Origin of the sequence: Micromonospora sp. NPDC049151 (assembly GCF_040648395.1) — a bacterium.
Taxonomy (GTDB): domain Bacteria; phylum Actinomycetota; class Actinomycetes; order Mycobacteriales; family Micromonosporaceae; genus Micromonospora.
Map to the genome: position 1 here is coordinate 51,677 of NZ_JBEZDP010000027.1, position 18,979 is coordinate 70,655.

The window sequence follows — 18,979 nt, forward strand, 5'->3', positions numbered from 1 at the left end:
CTATCCCTGCTGTCCGGGGTGTTGGTAGGGCTGGAGGTCAGGAAGCGCCGCGACGGCGGCGCCCGCTTGAATCATGCCAATGGTGCCGGCGATGCCCTTGAAGGTGGCCTCGGCGTTGCCGTAGAAGGTCGAGATCTCGTTGTAGAGGTCGTAGGCCTGCCAGGCGTAGTAGGCGGCCACCCCATAGCCGACGACCGGCCCGACCCCAGTCTCGATCGTCGCCGTACCGACGGCCGAGGCCAGATTGACGACGATCAGGACATCAATGAGCTTGGTGATCAGACCACTGACCACGTCGAAGAGCTGCTTGGCCGCCTCGGCCGCCTTGGTGTAGAGCTCGGCGTACTGGTCACAGGCCGGGTGCAGGGCCATGGCGGCGTTGCCGAGCTTGAGCTGGAACTCCTGCTCGGCCTCCGCGGCTTTGCCGCGCCAGACCTCGGGTACGTCCCCAGCGGTGGTGACCAGGTTCCGGCCGACGTCGAGCAGCGCGTTGCCGATGATCCGCCAAGCCGCGGCGCAATGGATGTAGGCGTCCCAGTCGCCGCTGAGCTGCTTGGTCCAGTCCTCGAACGGGTCGTATCCGAACAGCCACACGCTGACCTGGCGCAGCCAGGCAGCGGGGCTGATCAGATCCGCGAGCGGATTGATCTTCCACATCTCCACCGCGGTCGCGTAGTTGGGCGACACCAGCTTGCTCGTTGGCTCAGCCACGTCCGCGAACGAAGAGCGAGGCGCGGTGGGCCACAGGTCGGGACGGCCGGTGCTGAACGCGCTCCGCATCGCGGCCGGATCCTTCGCACCCGGGTAGGTCTGGTCGAGCCGGCCCGCCGACTCCGCGTCGGAGGTGGCGTATGCACGCTGAGCCAGGTTGACCTGGGTAGCAGCGCCCTGCGCGACCGTCTGCAGGCGGTGCAGGCCTTTCGACATCCGGTCGTAGACCAGCTGGTGCGGGCTCGCGAAGATGACCAGTAGACCTTCCGCGCCGAAACTGAGGTCGCAATGCCGCTTGACGTAGCCGAGCGTGTCCTCGACATCCCCTGACGCCCGGTGCAGCACGTTGTACAGCCCGTCCATGCCGGCCGGATCTACGTAGAAGCCGCTCATGTTCCCCCGCTGAACGTTCGGCTCTTTCGCGAACACGAACCGTACTGGATGGTGATCAAGAGCGTCAACGGACCCATGGCGAGCAGTCAGCCACCCGACACGAGGGGTCATGCCGGGCTGGACGGTCGTACCGGAACCGATGTGGGCCGAAAGCAGGAGGGGCGCCGAGACGCTTTCACGACCGACGCGGCCCGGCTGCGCACATACAGTCGAGCTGCCTTCTACCAACGGTGTAGAGCGCAGGGAGGACGGTCTCGTTGAAGCCCAGGAGGGTTAGCCTGCTGGATCTGGGGTTGGATTCCTCGTTCGACGCCGCGATGACCTTCGTGCAGTCGACCCTGCAGAACATCAACGCCGGCAGCGAGGACCCCGTCGTCGACATCGACTTCGTCCGTTCACGGGATCCCGACACCGTGCTCTCCGCATTCACCGCGTCGTGCGACGTTCTGCACGTCATGGCACACGGGGACCACACAGTCACGCCAACCTTCAGCAGCACGGACGGCACGATCGAGATCTCATTGGAGCAGCTGGGAGAGGTCGCAGCGGGCCAGAGCAAGGGGATCTCGACGAGCGCCATCATCGCGGACGGCTGCAAGACCGGCACCGGCGTATGGCAGAAGGCGGTGCGGGACTGTCTGCAGGGAGAAGTCACTTACATCGGCACCTCGGCGATCATCGGCTGGCATGAGAGCGGCGTCTTCTGCTCCGCGTTCTACGGCGCCCTGTTCCGCAACCGAGGTCGAGGCATGACACCCGCCGAGCAAGCTTGGGATGCTGCCGATCGAGCCATCCGGGCCTACACCTTGCTGACCGACAGGAGTTGTCCGTTCAAGGTCAGGACCCTGAAGCCGAGCCAGCGAGCCCGTACGCTGCTGGGTTAGCCCTGCTCAGCGGTCAGCGCGTTCGGCCCCGACTACGTCCCGACAATCCATCGGGCGTTGCTCGAGTCGGCGTCTGGGCCATCAATCCTCTTGGGCGGGGCGGGTTGGGAAATGCCCGAGCCGCAGTCCCCCGGCCGTCGTTGCCTGGCTGATGCCGCTGCGCTAGCCCCCGATTCAAGTCCTGGACCACGTCGTCATCGCTGACGGCCGGTCTCCACCGCTCGGCGGCACGGAAAATGAGCGAGCCGGCTGGACGCGCCAACGGCATCTCGGCCTTGACGAACAGCTCGCCCCGCTGGAGAGCGGCGGACAGCCCCCGATGGAGAGTGGCGGCCAGGAACGGAAGCTCCGAGCTGAGGCGTACAAGCTGCTTGTTGCCTGCCTGTGCGCCCTCGCTGCGGCCGACCGCCGCCTGTGACCGCGCCCACCGAAGGACCCCCGCCAGTTCAGCGGCAGCGTCGCGGGCCAGACCGACCGGCGGGGTGGCCCGCAGATCGGCGGCCGCGATGGCCGCCTGCCGCCAACCGCCCACCATTGTCGGGGCGCCATCGCTGATCAGGATGTGCGCGGCGAGTCCGAGCTGGGTTCCGAGCTGCAGATGGGACCCCGTGATCTGCCCTGGGTTCTGCCACATCCAGCTCCGCGCCGCGGCCACAGAAGCGATCGCGTCGTCGACGGTCCGGACGCTGGGCGCGGGGTTCAGCGGAGAGCGCGCGATGTCGAGTCCGTCCAGCGGAGGTTGGTCTCGCCCAGCGGCGATTAGTTCGCCGGCAATCCCGCCCAGGCCACTGCTGGCGGTCCACCGGGCGGTCTCCGCCACCGGGCGGTAGATCTCGGTCAGGTGACCGCGCCCGTGGCTGAGCCATCCGGGCAATGCGAGATCGACCATGACCAGGCTCGAGGTGAGCCTGGCGACGTCGGCGATGCCCGACTGGACGCCGCCACCCGCTCGAATAGCGAGCCCTTCCGGTGTCCGCGGTCCCTGGCCCGGAGGAACGTGGCTGGCGAGGATGTCGCCGATTACGCCGACAGCGTCCGCAGCCCGGTGCAGCGAGCGTGCCGGTTCGGCGGTCACTGGGGTGGGAGACGGCGGGAATTGCCGCTCAACGAGCGTAGCGGCCCGAAGCCCGACGTAGAGCTGAGTCAGCCGCTGCCCGCGCCGCCTCAGGATGGTCGAGGCGCCGGCCCGATCCGGCACCTCGGGTGCCGGGCGGCCACCGACCAGCAGTTCGGTCACTCGGGCCAGCTGACCGTAGACGGCAGATCTGGCGAGGACAGCGGCGTTGATGTCGGCCGCGTGGTCGGCGGGCCGCTGTCCCATTGCCGTGGCCGCCGCACGCAGGGCCTGATACGCCTCCCTGTGCCAGTAGCCAACGGTCATGCCAGGGCCGCCGCCGCACGTCGCAGCTGCTGGGCGCCGGCGTCGTGACTGAGGCGACGAGCCAGGTCGTCTCGATCGTCGGCGGCCAGACGCTCGTGGTGTCGCGCAAGTTGCTCCACCAATTCCGTCAGGGCCAGTCGGGTCTCAACGTCATCGCGGGTTGGTGCTGCAGCATCGACGACCACGTCGTCGTAATCCGAATAAAGCCTCGCACGGATGTCGAGCAGCTCCAGGCCGAACTGGTCCCAGGCGAGGTCGCTCCCGGCCAGGGACTTCCACGCCTCGATCGCCAGCTGGACAGCTCCCGCCGCGGCGGTCTGGTCTGCAGCGTCCGCGAGGCGAGCCCCGACTTGCCTCGTTGCCTCGATGTATTCCATGCCGTCAGCTTTGTTCGATGTCAGCAAGGCCGTCCACTCCGTTCGGTCGGTTGTTCAACATGTCGGTTCGCGGTCCCGGATCACCACGTCCACTGGCCGGGTAGGCGCGGTCGGTTTATCCGGCGCCGCTGCTGGCTGCGAGCAGATCAGGCAGGAGCTCGCGCAGCAGGGCATACGTGACCGGCGCCAGGTCCTCCGGCACCTCAGCCTCGCGGACCCGCATCAGCTCCCCCAGGAGGTTGCGCAGCTCTGCGGTGTGCCCCTCGGCGTTGGCGGCTCGCATGATGTCGTGCCAGGGCCCGTCGTCGCCACGCTCCGGGTCGGCCAGCCAGGCTTGCTGAACGGCCCACCGCGCGCCGGTGATGTCGCCGGCGTCGAGGTAGAGCTCGGCAAGTTCGTGGGCCGTATCCACGACTGCGGAGGCGAGATGCCCCGGATAGATGTCCGACTCGGGCAACCAGGTGAAGGGGTTGCGGGTGCCGGCCGCGTACGCGCGCTCTGCGCCGTCGAGCGGCACGCCCCGAACGAGCTCCAATGCGGCTCGTAGATCTTTTACTCCAGCGGCGCCCCGACTCTCGCCGCGGCTGCGCAGCCGGCGGAAGAGGTGCCAGTCCAGCAGGTAGCCCGACTCCAACCGGTAGAGCCGATCAGGCCCCATCTCGGGTAGCCAGGCAGTGCCGTCCGGGGTCTCGCCCAGCCATCGACGGGCCCGGGTGATGGCCACCCGGCGGCTGGCGTCCTTGACCTGCTGGTCGGGCCACAACGCGTCGGTGAGCTGCTCGGCCGATGCTCCACGGGCACCGCGCTGAGCGAGGTAAACGATGAGCTCCGCGTGGAAGCGGCGGCGCTGGTCGGGCACCGGGCCGGGTGCCTCGACCGCTACCGCCCCGAGGACGCTGATGCGGGGACGGGTCTTGTTCTGCTCCCGCCACGCCCGCAAGTCCGAATCGAGCTCCGGGTCGGCTTGGCGGCGTCGCTGGCGAATCGCGGCGGTGACCTCGCGCCGCGGGACGGTGGTGACCATACGGGTGCGCTGGATGTGGGGCACGGCGACGATGGGATCCGGCGAAGCCGACGTGTCGACAGAAGCTGTATCCGCGTCATCGGATCTCTCTGCCGTCGCGGGCTCCCCCGCAGTAAGCAGGTCGAGAACGGAGCCGGCGGCGTCGGTGCCGTCCGCCCACGCTTCCGGCTCGGCGGCCGGCGGTGTCCGCTCGTCCGTGGCGGCCCGCGCCTGCGTCATGATCTCGACGAGCGGTTCCAGCTCACGTACGGGCAGTCCTGCTGCGGCTCCGTCTACGAGGAGGAACGGCAGGGCGAGGTGCAGCTGGCCGTCCTCGTCGATGATGGCGGTATTCGGGCCGGCGGTCGCGTGGGCGATGGTCGTGCTGGCCACGGCGACGGCGCACCGGCCGGCAACTTGCAGCTCCGTGCCGAGCTCATCGAGAATGCCCAGGTCGTCTTCGTCCGGATCGGCTACGAGTAGCACCTGAGGCGCCCACGCCTCGCCGACGTCAGTGATGCGACCGGCGAAGGTGTCAGCTGCTCCAGATGCCGTCAGGGCTCCTCTCACGGCCCTGGCCCGGCGCCGGAGTCGTGCGGCGGCCTCATCGACCGACGAGACCGCACGCACTCGGTCCGGGTTGAGGGCGATCAGCAGTTCAGTCTCCTGCGATGGGAAGCCGGTGACGACGACTTCGACCTCGTCCGACCAGGCGTTGCAGGCCAGTTCGCAGGCGAGGTAGCGCAGAAGGGCGAGTGTGCGCTCGCTGTTGCCGGCGATGGTGAGGCTGCCGAGGCGTTCGAGATCGAGCAGCAGGTGCCGGCCGGGCTGCGATCCGACGGCGACGAGGGTGGGCAGCGGCGCCAACTGCTCGGTGACGGCGGGCACGGTGGCCTCTGCAGGCAAGGTCCAGTGCCTGCGGTCGTCGATCCACGGAGCGGGCGGCTGTGGGCCGGGCTCGGTGAGCACGACAGTGACGGCCTGGTCGACGATCCATGCGGCGGCGATGTCGGGTAAGGGCTGCTCCCGCTCGGCCAGTGCGGCAGCGAGGCTGCGCAGGGCGAGGTCGAGCCGGTCGACGTCGGCCGGCTGCTCGGCCACGCGTAGCGCTCGTTCCGTGGCACCCCCGCGAGGGTGCGAAAGCCGACGACCGGGCCGACGGTGCTGGCGTTGGCGGCTTCGGCGACGAAGCACTGCGGTGAGTAACAGTGCGGAGAGCAGCCCTGCGCCGGCGAGCGATCCCAGGACGATCGCCTCGTCGACGTCGCTGTCCTCTGCTCGATCTTCGAGGCGGTGGTCGGAATCCGAGGTGGCCGGGTCGGCGGTCGGGCGTGCCGTAGCCGGTGGCGCGGACGCCGTCGGCGGGCTGGCTGAGGCGGATGGGGTTACGGCAGGGGACGCGCTCGGGCGACCCGGCGTTGCCGGTGCCGGCGAGGCGGGTGAGCCCTGCTGGTTCTCGGCGCCGTCCGGTGGACGGGGCGCGGTCGGCTGGTCGTTGCCTTTCGGAGCGCTCGGGACCGGCTGGCCGCGTCCACCGGCCACGATCCGGCCTTGGGCGTGGTTGGCGGGGCCACGGTCGCGGGCATCCTCAGGCAGGGTGATGCGCCATCCGCGCTCGATGTGGTGCGGGAATCGGTGGTCACGTTGTTCGAGATCCGGGTTGATGGCCGCGATGTCAAAGTATCGGTCGGCGTCACCGAGGAAGCGTTCAGCCACACCGGCCAGCCAGTCGCCCCGCGCCACCTCGTACACCATTGGTCTGGTCCTTGCGGCCGGTAGTGCTTGCGTCGACGTGGTCAGGGCAGTCGGGGAGGTGACCACTGGAATCCGCAGCGTCCAGCCGGCGTAGACCCGGGTGTTGCCTGGCTGGAGGCTCCGCCCGTCCGGCTGTGCGAGACCGTTGTTGACCTCGGCCAGGCGCTGCCAGGACACGTTGTACCGCTCGGCGATGTCGAGCAGGCTATCCCCACGCTCCACTGAATGCTCGAGGAAGCCGACGGCGGCAGGGGCGTCCGTCGGCGCGGCTGTACGGGGTGCCGACGCTTCCGGAGTCGCGTGGCCGGGAGCGGCCACGGCAGGGCTGGCGATGGCGGCGGGCACCGCGGCCGATGCCAGGGCTGGCGCGGCGAGCGCCCCGAGAATGGCGGCCACCAGCGCAGCTGCGGCACGCTGCTGCAGTCGGGCCCCGGGAATCCGGGCGGTGTTGCGCGGGACCCGTCCGTGCTGGCGCCCCCGCAGTTGCGCGACGGTCTCCACGACCAGTGCGACCAGGAACGTGACCCAGGTCCACGCGGCCAAGACCGCCGCGACCCAGCCGATCAGCGCCAACGTCTGCAGGAACAGGTCGCCGTCGTCCCGGCTGCTGAGCGCGTGCCAGATCTGGCCAGCTGCGGCGCTCGGATCGTCGGCGAGGGCGGTGAGCCACCCGGCGATCCGGGGCAGTGGATTGCCGGCGGCCCAGACGAGGAGTACCGGCAGGGCGACGACCAGCGCGACCACGGCGAGGGCGCCGATGCCGGCGAGGACTTGGCGACCACGGCCGGTCGTGGATGCGGTGCGTGCCACGGCTGCTCCTTCGCGCGCTGCTATTGAGCGATCAAGGTTGCGGTCGCCCGGCCGGTCGCCGTCGTGCCTACTCCCCCGCCGAACAGGTCGAGCAGGATCGGGTTGTAGGTGACGGTGACAGTGACGGTGAGCTGTTGGGCGCCGTCGACGGTGACGGTGCCCGTGACTCCGTCGAGGTCGTCGAGGTAGGCCTGAACAGCGGTAGCGGCGACCGAGGGGTCGATCTCCTTGGTGCCACCGTCGATGGCCTGCCCGGCCTTGATGGCCTGTCCGCCAGCGCGGGCCGCCTCTGCGGCGATGTTGTCGGCGCGTTGGTAGGCCCGTACCTTGGCGCCGCCGTCGACGACGAGGCCGATCAAGGCGAGAAGGGCTGGCGCGAGGACGGCGAACCAGATGGTGACCCGACCATCGTCGTCGCCCAGTCGGCGCTTGAGGGCGGTCATGCTCTGCTCCGGTATGTGTCCAACGGGCTGGTGAAAGAGGCGCTGAGGGGCACGGTGCCGGGCATGCCGGGCAGCGCGACGTCGGAGAAGGTCGCGGTGCAGGTGACCGTGGCGGTAACGGTGGCGGGCTGCCCGACAGGAACGCCGAAGCCCGCGGTGGAAACCGTGACGTTCAAGCTGGCGCAGCTCAGCCCTTGGGCATCGAGGGTGGAGGTGGCAGCGGACAGGGCCTCTGCGTTGGCCTCGCTGGCGGTACGCGCCAGGGAGGCCGTGCGGGCGGCGTCGTAGGCGGACGCTTCGAGCGCCTGGCGGGCGAGGTTGACCCGGCCACCGATGACGGCACCGGCGAACAGCGCCAGGATGGCCGGTGCCACGACCGCCATCTCGATGCTCACCGAGCCCCGCTGACCGCGAATCCGCCGGGTGTTCATGGCGCTGTGGGCCGCTCGACGGGGCCGTGCGCGGACTTGGTAATCGTCCAGCTGAATCCAGGTAGCACCGTGATCGCCTGGCCGGTAACCGTCACTCGTACTTCCGTTCCGGTGCGGGTGACGACTACCTGTTCGTTCTCCAGCCCGGCCCCGCCAGCCGCTAGGAAGGTTGTGGCCCGCGCCTCGCCAGCTGCGGCGGTGGACTGGTAACCACGGGCGGCGTTGACCCCTTGGGTGGCAGCGCCCAGCGCGATGGACTGGGCAAAGAAGATCAACCCCGTCTGGACGACGGCAAAGGTCAGCAGAATCATCGGCAGCGCAACGATGGCGAACTCCACCGGTGAGCTGCCTCGGTCCTGGAGCCACCAGCCGACCCGCCCGCGCCTCGCTCGGCGCGGGCGGACGGTGATCTGTGTCTGCGTCACGGCTGGGTTGGAATGAGGGCGACCCAGCCGTTGGCGACGGCGACGATCGCCCCGGCGACGACAACGGCGCCGGCTACGAGGATCGCGGTGATGACGGCGGTGCCGACCGGGCTGTCGCCTCGCTCGGCCTCCGCTGGATCGGTCAGGTGTTGCCAGCGCGTTGCCAGGTAGGCGAGGACGGCGTGGATGGTGTGCATGGCGGTTCCCTCCGTGTGTGGGTGTTCCCGGGGTCAGCGGATGAACAGGCGGGCCATGAACGGGTAGCCGATGAGGACGAGGAGCACGAGGATCAGTGCCGCAGCGGGGATGTCGAGCTTGTTGGTGCGGAGTTCGGCCTGGGCGAGTGCCTCGGTGCGGATCCGGTCTCGCATCGAGTCGGCTCGGGCGCGCAGTGTCTGGTGGACGTTGGTGCCCTCGCTGCCGGCGGTACGCATGATGTCGGCCAGGTCGCCCAGCTCGATGACCTCGATGTCGCGGGCGAGGACCTTCAGTTCGTCCCAGGGTGGCCGCAACTGCAGCTGGGCACTGAGCAGCGCTTCCCGGATGCGGGCGAAGACCCAGCCGTGGCAGACACTGGCTGCTCGGTCCAGCGACTCCACCGGGCCGTGGCCGCCGAGGACCTGGTGGGCGGCGAGGTCGAGGTAGGTGCACATGGCACGACTGAACTCCGCCCGGGCGACGGCGGCCTTGGAAACGACTTCGCGGTGGGCCAGTGCCGCGCCGGCCAGCGCGGCGGCGAGGGTCCCACCTGCGGGGATGAAGACGGGGATCGGCAGCCGCAGCACCGCAACGGCGATGGTGATGAGGGCAGGCAGGATGAGACAGAACAGCGCCGACAGCCCAAGGGTGAGGAAGTACTGGTCGGTGCTGCGATTCAACAGCCGCAGGTCGGCGTGCGGCACCGTGAGGCGGCGCCGAATCCAGCTGATTCCGGCCGGCGTGTTGCCCGCGGTGGTCAGGGGGTGGAGCCTTCGGAGAGCGGGCCCCAGCGCCGGCGGGGCGGGGATCAGCTGTACGACCAGCAGAAACACCCCGAGACCGGTCATCGCGCCGGCGATGACCATGGCGGTGAGGTAGCCGTTGTTCATGCCGCCGCTCCCAGCGTCTGGGCCTCGGCCGGCGGTAGCAGCCGCTCCCGCTTGGGCGGCAGGCTGAGTCTGCGTACCGAGGTCATGAGCACGACGTACAGGCCGGCGAGAAGCAGCAGCACGAGCTGCCCGAGCACGCTGCCGTAGGGCTGCAGGTAGTGCGGGTTGATCACCCCGTACGTCAGCAGCAGGATGGTCATGCCGGTCAGGAACCGGACGGCGAAGCGCGGACCCTCGCGCTTGGCGTCCACCGTCGAGCGCATCTCAATCTCGGCGGCGATGGACCGGCTGATCGCGGTCAGCACCTCGTGCAGACCCTCACCCCGGTCGGTTACGTGCAGCATCAGCGGGGCGATGACCTGGTCGGCGGTGTAGTCGTCGAGGTCGTCTGCCATCTGCTGCAGGGCGGCGATCGGGTCGCCGCTGCCCTGCAGACGCGCCGCCAGGTCGCGGACCTCCTGCTCGATGCGCTGCGGCGCTGTCGTGGCGGTGGCGACGACGGCCTGCTGCAGACCGATGCCCCGAGCGACGATGTCGGCCAACCGGCGAGTCCAGGCTTCCACGGCTTCCAGTCGAGCGATGGCCTGCTTTTCAGCGCGACCGGCCGCGAACAGCCACGGTACGCCGGGAACGGCAACGCCGATGATCATCCCGGCAGCGGGCCAGCCGGTCAGCAGCCAGGTCAGGGCACCAGCAGCGAAGGCTGTCACCATCTTGATCTGGTGAGCGCGTTGCTCCCGCCGCGTTCGTCCGGGCCCGGTCCACCAGAGGCGGGCCCGCTGCTGCAGCGCCGATGGCGGTTGGGGTGGCCGGGTGGTCCCGACGACGCCGACGACACCGACGACCGCCCCGGAGACGGCGAGCATGCCTGCCAGTACTGCGGCGAGGTCGAGCAGACTCATGGCCGCCTCGTCACGGTCTCGAGACGGGTGGTCCAGGCGCCGCGGTTGTGCTCCCCCTGCTGGATGTAACCGGTGAGTTGGCGGGGGTCGTAGCCGACCCGCAGCAGGGGTTCGAGCAACCGCTCCGGGAGGTGCCGGGGTACGGCTCGTCCGTCCGGGCCCGGTCCGAAAACCTGGGTGGTGACGAGCTGGTCACCGCTCATCCCACCCACCTCGAGAATCTCCGAGACGTAGCGGTGTTTCCGACCGCCGAGCTTAGTCTCGTCCTCGACGCTGACGTACACGATCAGGTCGACGGCGCCCGCGGCCATCCGCCGCGCCAGCTCGGCGGTCATCTCGGGCCCGTGCTGCAGTGCCAGCTCGATGACGCGGTCCATCACGGCGCGGGGGTGCCGGGCGTGAATGGTGCAGAGCGACCCCTTACTGGTGGCCATGGCCTGCAGCATCGGCACGATTTCCCGGGAGCGGACCTCGCCGACGATGATCCGTTGCACGGACATCCGCAGGGTCAGCGGGATCATGTCCATGATCGTGACCTCGCCGGCGGGGCGGCCGTCGACGCCTCGGGATCCGTGGCCCTCCCGGGACTCGAGACTCATCGCCCATCGGTGTCGTCCGGTGGTATGCAGACCAAGCTCGCGGGACTCCTCCAAGGTGACGAACTGCTCCCGGTCTGGGATCTCCCGAGCCAGACCACGCAGCAGGGTGGTCTTTCCGGCATCGGCCAGTCCGGCCACCATGATGTTGAGGCCGGCGGCCATTGCTGCCTTGAGGAACTGGCAGATCAGGTCGTCCATGGCGCCGTACCGATCGCGGAGGTCCTCCAGGCTGACGTCCATCAGCGTGTGCCGGCGAATGGCCGCGTAGGGGCGTACCGACACCTGCATGAGCACGGTGAGGCGACTGCCGTCGGGCAGCTGCATGTCCAGCCATGGTTTGGTGGAGGACAGCGAACGCTCGGTCGCTCCGGCACGCATCGCCAGGACCTGGAACATGTCGATGAGTTCCTTGTCGGTCTCAGCGACCGGCTCGCCTACCGTGATCCGCCCGTCCGTGTGCTCGATGCGCACGTTGTCGCAGCCGAGGATGTGGATGTTGACAATGTCCGGGCGATCAAGCAGCTGCTGGAGGCGGCCGAGGCCGAACATATCGGCGGCGACCGCATCGAGCAGCGCGTCTTCTTCCGCCTGCGAGATCGGCTGTCCGGCCTGGTGCAGGGCGTCGACGTGATCGCGCACCAGTCGAGCGGCAATGCGTTCCGCTTCGGCCTGACGGTGATCGGTGGAGACGTTGGGCGTCTCCCGAAGCGCCGCGGTCAGTTCCGCACTGACCCGAGCGCGCAGCAGCCGCACCGCCGTGTAGTCGATGCTCACCGAGCTGGGCTGCTGTTCAGCGACGGCTGCCTGCTCGTGTTCCAGGGGAGAGGTAGCCGGAGTGCCGTTGGTTGGCCAGCGGTGGCCGTTGGTGGCAACCCGGTCGACCGCTGCCGGCCACGTTGGGCCCCCGTATCGGCGCTCGTCAGGCACGGCTGCTTCCTCTCGATAACATAGGTGCCAGGTGCGCACGCCGCCGCGAGACCGCATCACGTACGGCCGGTTCGGCACTGGCAGCAGCGCGCAACAGCCGCTGGCTACCTCGCAGCCGGCCGCCACCGTCGCTCAGCACCTCGGCGGTCCGCCGGTCGTCGGGGAGCTCGATCAAGGTGGGCAGCTGCAGCCGCTGTTCGATATCCCGCCGGCTGTAGGGACCCTCACCGATCAGGGCCAGGCCAAGGGCTCCCGGCCCTTGGCCGTACTGGGTCAGCTCCCGCCGCAGCATCTCTGCGGCGCCAGCGGCCGGGGCGATGGTCCGCAGGGTCGCCGCGTGCACCACGAGCAACAAGAGGTCGGCGCGGAACAGCAGCGGCCACGGCGGTGCGCTGGTGGCGAGCCGGCCGCAGTCGGCGATGACGTCGTAGCCGGGCTCGTGGCGCTCCAGGCCAGCGAAGAATGCGCTCAGCGCCTCCCAGGTCGGTCGGATGGTGCCCGCCTGGACCGGGTCGTTGATGCCGGGCAGGACAAGCCGCTGGCCCGGACTCTTCGCGTCGAGGTCGACGAGCTGGTGAGCGAAGGTGTCGGCCAGCTGGTCGCGGAGAGCCGCCGCGGCCAGCGGCAGCAGGCCGATCGGTGGGATCTCGAGGCTGGACAGATAGCCGCTCAGGACGCTGCCGCCGGCGGGGTCGCACTCGGCCAGCACCATACGTCCGCTCCAGGACAGGGTGCAGGCGAGCGCCGTGGTGGTGACGCCGGGTGAGCCCTTGGCCGAGACCATAGCGATGATCGCCACGTCAGTTCCCCGTGGTCAGGGCGACGACGATACGGCCGGCGGCCGCACGGGAGGCGACAAGCGGTCCATCTCGTTCCGTGACGGCGACGTTGAGCAGGGTGGTGCCCTCCTTCGCGCCGGCACGCACGTCCACGACGGTCGCCTTGATGCTGATCGGCGCTGCGATCTGCTGTTGGTTGGAGACGGGACCGTCATCGGCGGTCACGACGAGCAGCACGTCCGCGCCGGGCTTGACCCGCTCGGCGGGCATGCGCTCCTGCGGCAGGCTGAGACCCACCAGCTGCTGCCCCTGGCCCGGCACCGCCGTGTCGGTGAGCTGCGCTTGCGTCAGCAGGGTGCCGGGCACCATTGCGACTGCCGCGTACTTGCCGATGACGTCGTCGGCGGCGCTCGCCCTGATCGGCTTGAGCGCCGGGTCCACGGTGATGCGCACCGTGCTGAGGTCCGACCGGTCGATGACGGAGCCGACCTCGACCCTGGTGCTCACTGCCAGGTACTCGGCCGTCGTACCCACCTTGCGCAGCACCGCGGCCGCGATCAGACCGCCGGCGGCGACCAGGGCCACCGCGAGCCAGACAAGCGCCGGCCGCCAGCGGCGTTGCGGAGCGACCCGGGGAATTGCGTACGGGGCAGCGACCGGCGAGGCGGCGCGGGTGGCCTTGGTTGGCGTAGTGGTCATGAGGTGATCACCTGCAGCTCGTCGATGTCGATCGTGGTGGTGGAGGACAGATCGATGGACTGGGAGCCGGTGTTTCCGCCTCCGCCGCTCCACGTGATCAGCCATGACGTAGTGGCAGTGACGGTGTAGCGGCCTCCGGCCTGCGTGCTGCTCGGGTGGCGATATCCGTCGTATCCGCAGTCCGGCGACCGCCTGTTACCGTAGGAGGGCTGGAACGGGGTGCCCGGCTTGGTGCAGGTGAGGGAGTTGCCGTCGCCCATGCTCCAAACGATCTTCTGAGCCCGGGCGGTGGCCGTGACCGACCGACCCGGCACTGCTGCAGTCCGGGTGATGGATCCCCAGGTGCTGGGGCTCGCCCTGTTCCAGAGCCAGATCGGCAGTCCGACCAGACCGGCGCCGTTGGGCTGAGGCGCGATCCCGATGTTCGGGCCGTCGAGGTTCATCTCGGCGATGGCTCGTTGCGCGAGCTCCTGGTAGGACGGCAGGATCCCGGCCGGCGGGTCCGGCGACCATGTCGTCGCCTGGGAGGCGACGCCCCCGTAGACACACGTGCGGATGCTCCAGTAGCCGTCGGTCCGACCCCCGGGCGGCGGCGGGATTCGCATGACGTAGCAGGATCCGTCCCATACGCCGAGTCCGTCGACCACGCAGGGCACGGTCTGGCCCTCGTCGCTGCAGCCCCGACCGGCACCACCACCGCCGTTGCCGTCACCACCGCCGTCGTTACCGCCGCCCCCGGTGCCGGGCTTTTCGACCACCCAGTAGCAGTTACCCAGCGCGTCGCAGTGCTCGTAGTCGGCGAACGCCACACCGGGTGCGAGCAGCATGCCGCTGCCGACCCCCAGAACCACGGCGCCGAGCGCGAGCGCCCTCCGAATCAGCATGGTCTCTCCCGTTGGGCGTTGACCTCCCGGATGCGCCACTGGCCGTCGTCGAACAGTTCCGCCTTGGCGATCACCACGTACCTCGTGGTTTGGCCCTTGGTGCGAACCGACTTGCCGGTCTTCTTGGAGACCACGTCCCACTTCCCGGTGTCGAAGCAGTCCTCGACCTCGGCGGTAAAGGGACGCCGACTGGTGTCGACCATGCTCACGGTGGGCGCCGAGATCGGCTCGCCCTTCGTAATGAGCCCCTGCTGGAACTTGATCAGCAGGTCCTGGCGCACCGTCAGCAGCGCCGGGTCGGCCACGAACCTGTCGAGCTTGGCGTTGTAGTCGCCCTTGTTCGACGCGGTGACGTAGGTGCGCACGTAGTTGCGGTAGGCCGTGAGCGCGCCCGTGCCGGCTTCGGTTTCCTCGGCATTCACCGTCGAGGACGCTGAAGCCGACGCAGCCGTCGAGGTAGGGCTCGGCTTGGCGACCGGCTCCTCGTCTGTGCAACCCGCTGCCCCTGCAAGGAGCGAGGCGGCGAGACAACAAACTCCTACCCTGCGGAAGGTGTTAGCGGTGGTGATCAAGGCGGTGCCTCCTCTGGTGCCCGGCGTGGTTGCAGCCTTCCCGTGACGGCTGTTCAACGTTCAGCCTGCCGGCCTGCGGGCGAGGTGGTCGGACCGCCGACGCGTCTGGAGGATCGGCGTCCGGTGCAACTGCAATGTCGATGGCATCTCACAATGCGGGCTCACCCTGCCGCCGGGTGCCGGGCGCCGCTGGCGCTGGGCCGTTGGCAGGGAGCGAATCCCTGTCCGAGCGGCCCAGCGCCCCCCTTCATCAGCGACGGCCAGGCAGGGATGCCGATGGTGGTGGCCCCTGCTGAGAGCCGATCGCGCCAGCGGGCGTCGCGGGACGCGTCCCCCCGTTGCGCCCCTGACGGAGCTGTTCCATCTCACTGACGACTCCCCCCGTTCGGGTGGCCGGACCTGGATCAGGCACTGGCCACGCAACAGGCGTTGAGCAGTTTGGGATTGCGCTCAACGCACGTTGCTCCAAACAGGAGCGAGCATACGCTCACGTTCGGTGCATGTGTCAACATCTGTTTTGCTGGCGCTTGTATCTGCGACACTGTTGTTTAGTCGCTGGAGGGTGAAGAATCATGGTCGACGATCGGCACGTTGAGCAGGAGTTGCCACCCCTCAACACGCTGGCCGCCAGGGTGGAGTACCTGTTCGACAAGATCCGCCCGACCTCGGAGGAGCTCAGCGACTCCGATGAGCCCGGCCGCAGGTACACCAACAAGGAGATCGCCGACAAGATCAACGCAACGGCGGCCGAGACCGGCGTCACGATCAGCGCCGCCTACATCGGCGAGTTACGCCGCGGGGTGGCCAGCGATCCGCGCATGTCGCACGTGCGAGCCTTGGCAGCCGCGTTCGGCGTCAGCTCCGGCTACTTCGTGGATGAGGCGGCCGCACAGCGGATACAAGAGCAGATCGGGCTGCTGAACGAACTCCGTCGGATGGATGTCAAGCAGGTGGCACTACGGCATGTGCTTGCCGACAGTGGACTGTCTGCCACGGACACGCAGTTGATCGAGCAGATGGTGGCACGCCTACGGGCGGTGGCCCAAGGCGCCGGCCCTGATGGGATCAGCGATGCGCCTGATGATCGCAGGTAGCGGTGCTGATCCTTCGGTGGCAGTGCGCCGACGAGCGGGGGAACGCTGACGTGACGTTGAACCGACTACGCAAGCGCTGTGAGCGGCTGCTCACCGCGCTGGAGGTCCCAGAGCCGTTCGACATACGTGCTCTGTGCCAAGTCCTCGGCGAACGACGCGGCCGGCCCATCCACCTGGTCCCGATCAAGCTCCCGGCACGCACGGTATGCGGCATGTTTGTGCCGACCGGAGACTTCGACGCCATCTTCTTCGAGCAGGACACCTCCCCGCTGCATCAGACGCTGATCATCGGGCACGAGCTGGGGCATCTGATCGCCGGCCACCAGACAACCGAAGTCCTGGACACGGACGCCTCCCGGATGCTGCTGCCGGACCTTGACCCGCAGCTGGTCCAGCGAAGCCTCGGTCGCAGCAACTACGCCGCCGCCGAAGAGCGCGAAGCCGAGATGATCGGATCGCTGCTTCTGCGGCGGGCACGCAGGGGTGCCAGCGAGGAGGACGACTCGCCGTTGGACACCCGGCAGGCCGAGCTGTACGGCCGGCTGAGGCTGTCCCTGGAACACCCGGACTGGTAGCGCGGATGGATACTGCCCTGTACGCCGCCTGCTCCCTCGCCGGCTGGATCGCCTTCGGGTACATGCTGCGGCTCCAGCGCCGCCAGCCCAGTCACGCGCGGGGGGCGATCTGCGTTGCGCTCGGGGCGTTCGCCTTCGGCATCACGCTCGCCGTTCCGCCGCTCGCTACCGCTATCGATCACGCATCGGGACTGCCGAACCTGGCCAAGGTCCTCTCCCATGGGTGCGCGATGACGATCGCCGTGAGCGCTGAGAGCATGCTCCTCCACCTGGCGCTCCCGCCGAGGACGGCCGCCGCCCGCGTCCGCCTCTGGATGCTGGTAACCGGGGGCGCCTTCCTCGCCATGGTCGGGCTGTTCGCCTACACGCTCACCTACGACAGCCCCGTGCTCCTCACGGTCGAGTACGCGACCGACCCGGCGGTGACCGCATACCTGCTGATCTTCATGACCCTGGGATTCTTCGCCTACTGCACCGACATCGCCCGGCTGTGCTGGCGCTTCGCCCAGATCTGCGGGCGCCCCTGGTTGCGCCGGGGCCTGCGCGTGACGGCGGTGGGTGCTGCCTTCGCCCTGCTCTACAGCACCAACAAGATCGTTTACCTGGTCGCCTACTGGAACGGCTACCGCCCCACCGGGGAACGGGAGATCGCCGCAGTCCTGGTGACCATCGGCGCGCTGCTCATGATGGTGGGTCTCACCATGCCGGCGTGGGGCCCGATCTTCGCGATCACCCGACGCTGGGACGACTATCGCTCCTACCGCCAGCTGGAACCACTCTGGCGGGACCTCATCGCTGAACTGCCGGAACTCGAACTCGATGCGAGCCTGCGTCGGCCCCTCACGGCCGTACGCGACATCGACTACGCCCTGACCCGCAGGGTCGCCGAAATCCGGGACGCGCGGCTCGCGCTGCGTCCCTACATGGACGCCCGGGTGACTGTGCTGGCCGAGCAGTTCGCCGAGCAGGCTGAGGTGACCGACGAGGAACAGCGAGCCGCGGTGGAAGCAGCTCACCTGGCCTGCGCTGTGCGTGCGCACCGTGCCGGCCTCGCCGCCGAACTCATCCAGCCCGCAGGTGACCTGCATCGCCCCGCCGGCGGCTATGCCGGCGAGGTCTCCTGGCTGACGCTCGTCTCCGCCGCGTACGCCCGATCAGTCGTGGTCGCCCGGACGCTCACCGCGTCCCGACACCTCCGCAGCTCGCAGTCCCCGGTTGGAGATGCCCGACGATGAGAGCTCGCTACGCCAACCTCGCTCGTATCCATGAGCTCGACCCGAAGCGCGACTACCTGGTCATCTACCAGACGATGCTGCGCTACGAGTTCCCGTGGGACATGAAGCTCGGGCTCAACCTTGCCTTCAACCGGTCCTTCTCGATCCCGTCGATCGCCGCCGTGCACACCGCCACCGGCGAGCTGACCGAGCGCACGCAGAAGCGGATCGACGACACCGGCCTACTGATGTACGAGATGGTGCTCAACGGCTTCGACCAGCCACGCGGCCGGGACGCGCTGCGGCGGGTCAACCAGATCCACCGCCCATACGACATCAGCAACGAGGACTACCTCTACGTCCTCGGCTGCCTGGTGGTAGTCCCGACCCGGTGGCTGCAGCGGTACGGCTGGCGTCGGCCCTGCTCGCAGGAGCGGCAGGCCACCTACCTGTTCTATCGGGAGTTGGGCCGACGGATGGGCATCACCGAGATCCCCGGCTCCTACGAGGAGTTCGAGACCTGGTTCGACGCCCACGATGCTGCCCACCTGCAGCCCAACGATGACGCAGCCGCTATCGAGCGAGCCACCCGGATGCTGATGCTCACCCGCATCCCCAAGCCCCTTGCCCCGCTGGGCAACGCGCTGGTCAGCGCCATGTACGACGCGCCGCTGCGGCGCGCGATGCGAGTCGACGCGCCGGCTTGGCCGGTCCGGGACGGCCTGCACTTAGCGTTGAAGATCCGCTCGCGGCTTCAGCGGTGGTTCGGAGCACCACGGACCACGGCATTGTTCGCCGACGGGATCAAAGCCAAGAGCTATCCCGACGGGTACGAGATCAGCCAGCTCGGTCCGCAGCAAGACCAGGTGCCTGGTCGATCCAGCGCATGAGCAGCCGGCCAGCGCTGCTATCGGCACCACAGCGCCTTGGGGTGCCTCACCCGCCCAGCGGGGTTGAGCTGATCATGCTCGGTCTCTCTGTCACACCGCTGCTGCGGTGGTTGGTCATTCGTCTGGCCGTGTCAGCGGGCCAG

The 18,979-nt window shown here is 68.9% G+C and carries 20 protein-coding genes; 5 read left to right on the forward strand and 15 right to left on the reverse strand.

What is annotated here, in order from left to right:
* The gene (locus AB0B20_RS25360) at positions 1–1,104 is read right to left on the reverse strand and encodes a hypothetical protein (RefSeq protein WP_357474037.1); all 1,104 of its coding nucleotides are present in this window, start codon (positions 1,102–1,104) and stop codon (positions 1–3) included.
* Positions 1,105–1,421: 317 nt separating this feature from the next.
* On the opposite strand from AB0B20_RS25360, the gene AB0B20_RS25365 reads away from it, so the two are divergent.
* On the forward strand, positions 1,422–1,988 hold the full coding sequence (locus AB0B20_RS25365) for a hypothetical protein (RefSeq protein WP_357474040.1): 567 nt from the start codon (positions 1,422–1,424) through the stop codon (positions 1,986–1,988).
* Between the two features lie 13 nt (positions 1,989–2,001).
* Here AB0B20_RS25365 and AB0B20_RS25370 read toward each other — a convergent pair whose 3' ends face one another.
* From AB0B20_RS25370 to AB0B20_RS25435, 14 genes are all read right to left on the reverse strand, one after another.
* Positions 2,002–3,369: a hypothetical protein gene (locus tag AB0B20_RS25370; protein WP_357474043.1), complete on the reverse strand. Its 1,368-nt coding sequence runs from the start codon at positions 3,367–3,369 to the stop codon at positions 2,002–2,004.
* The gene (locus AB0B20_RS25375; protein WP_357474046.1) at positions 3,366–3,746 is read right to left on the reverse strand and encodes a hypothetical protein; all 381 of its coding nucleotides are present in this window, start codon (positions 3,744–3,746) and stop codon (positions 3,366–3,368) included. Before AB0B20_RS25375 ends, AB0B20_RS25370 begins: the two co-directional genes overlap by 4 nt.
* Positions 3,747–3,861: 115 nt before the next feature.
* A complete protein-coding gene (locus tag AB0B20_RS25380) occupies positions 3,862–7,314 on the reverse strand; it encodes a LysM peptidoglycan-binding domain-containing protein (RefSeq protein WP_357474048.1) in 3,453 nt (1,150 codons plus the stop codon).
* Between the two features lie 20 nt (positions 7,315–7,334).
* A complete protein-coding gene (locus AB0B20_RS25385) occupies positions 7,335–7,757 on the reverse strand; it encodes a TadE/TadG family type IV pilus assembly protein (protein ID WP_357474051.1) in 423 nt (140 codons plus the stop codon).
* Positions 7,754–8,188 carry a TadE/TadG family type IV pilus assembly protein gene (locus AB0B20_RS25390; protein ID WP_357474054.1) on the reverse strand — a complete coding sequence of 145 codons (435 nt, stop codon included), beginning with the start codon at positions 8,186–8,188 and terminating at the stop codon, positions 7,754–7,756. Before AB0B20_RS25390 ends, AB0B20_RS25385 begins: the two co-directional genes overlap by 4 nt.
* Entirely contained in the window at positions 8,185–8,526 is a 342-nt protein-coding gene (locus AB0B20_RS25395; RefSeq protein ID WP_357474057.1) for a TadE/TadG family type IV pilus assembly protein, read from the reverse strand. The genes AB0B20_RS25390 and AB0B20_RS25395 overlap by 4 nt, the downstream gene beginning before the upstream one ends.
* An 83-nt stretch (positions 8,527–8,609) precedes the next feature.
* Positions 8,610–8,810, reverse strand: a complete 201-nt coding sequence (locus AB0B20_RS25400) for a hypothetical protein (RefSeq protein WP_281578250.1) — start codon at positions 8,808–8,810, stop codon at positions 8,610–8,612.
* Positions 8,811–8,843: 33 nt separating this feature from the next.
* Complete coding sequence (locus AB0B20_RS25405) at positions 8,844–9,701, reverse strand: type II secretion system F family protein (RefSeq protein WP_357474061.1); 858 nt, start codon at positions 9,699–9,701, stop codon at positions 8,844–8,846.
* Positions 9,698–10,603 (reverse strand): type II secretion system F family protein, encoded by a 906-nt coding sequence (locus tag AB0B20_RS25410; protein WP_357474064.1) that lies wholly within the window; start codon positions 10,601–10,603, stop codon positions 9,698–9,700. The genes AB0B20_RS25405 and AB0B20_RS25410 overlap by 4 nt, the downstream gene beginning before the upstream one ends.
* Positions 10,600–12,129: an ATPase, T2SS/T4P/T4SS family gene (locus AB0B20_RS25415; RefSeq protein ID WP_357474067.1), complete on the reverse strand. Its 1,530-nt coding sequence runs from the start codon at positions 12,127–12,129 to the stop codon at positions 10,600–10,602. Before AB0B20_RS25415 ends, AB0B20_RS25410 begins: the two co-directional genes overlap by 4 nt.
* Positions 12,122–12,928 (reverse strand): ParA family protein, encoded by an 807-nt coding sequence (locus AB0B20_RS25420; RefSeq protein ID WP_357474070.1) that lies wholly within the window; start codon positions 12,926–12,928, stop codon positions 12,122–12,124. Before AB0B20_RS25420 ends, AB0B20_RS25415 begins: the two co-directional genes overlap by 8 nt.
* Before the next feature lies 1 nt (position 12,929).
* Complete coding sequence (locus tag AB0B20_RS25425) at positions 12,930–13,493, reverse strand: SAF domain-containing protein (RefSeq protein ID WP_357474073.1); 564 nt, start codon at positions 13,491–13,493, stop codon at positions 12,930–12,932.
* A gap of 110 nt (positions 13,494–13,603) precedes the next feature.
* Positions 13,604–14,491 carry a hypothetical protein gene (locus tag AB0B20_RS25430; RefSeq protein ID WP_357474076.1) on the reverse strand — a complete coding sequence of 296 codons (888 nt, stop codon included), beginning with the start codon at positions 14,489–14,491 and terminating at the stop codon, positions 13,604–13,606.
* Positions 14,485–14,913, reverse strand: coding sequence for a hypothetical protein (locus AB0B20_RS25435; RefSeq protein WP_210891753.1), 429 nt, complete (start codon positions 14,911–14,913; stop codon positions 14,485–14,487). The genes AB0B20_RS25430 and AB0B20_RS25435 overlap by 7 nt, the downstream gene beginning before the upstream one ends.
* Positions 14,914–15,635: 722 nt before the next feature.
* On the opposite strand from AB0B20_RS25435, the gene AB0B20_RS25440 reads away from it, so the two are divergent.
* The 4 genes from AB0B20_RS25440 to AB0B20_RS25455 are packed head-to-tail and all read left to right on the forward strand — an operon-like array spanning position 15,636 to position 18,836.
* Complete coding sequence (locus AB0B20_RS25440) at positions 15,636–16,157, forward strand: hypothetical protein (protein WP_210891751.1); 522 nt, start codon at positions 15,636–15,638, stop codon at positions 16,155–16,157.
* 50 nt (positions 16,158–16,207) lie between these two features.
* Positions 16,208–16,732, forward strand: a complete 525-nt coding sequence (locus AB0B20_RS25445; protein ID WP_307871156.1) for an ImmA/IrrE family metallo-endopeptidase — start codon at positions 16,208–16,210, stop codon at positions 16,730–16,732.
* Positions 16,733–16,737: 5 nt separating this feature from the next.
* Positions 16,738–17,967: an MAB_1171c family putative transporter gene (locus tag AB0B20_RS25450; RefSeq protein WP_357474081.1), complete on the forward strand. Its 1,230-nt coding sequence runs from the start codon at positions 16,738–16,740 to the stop codon at positions 17,965–17,967.
* Positions 17,964–18,836, forward strand: coding sequence for an oxygenase MpaB family protein (locus AB0B20_RS25455; RefSeq protein WP_357474084.1), 873 nt, complete (start codon positions 17,964–17,966; stop codon positions 18,834–18,836). Before AB0B20_RS25450 ends, AB0B20_RS25455 begins: the two co-directional genes overlap by 4 nt.
* The last annotated feature ends 143 nt before the right edge of the window (positions 18,837–18,979 follow it).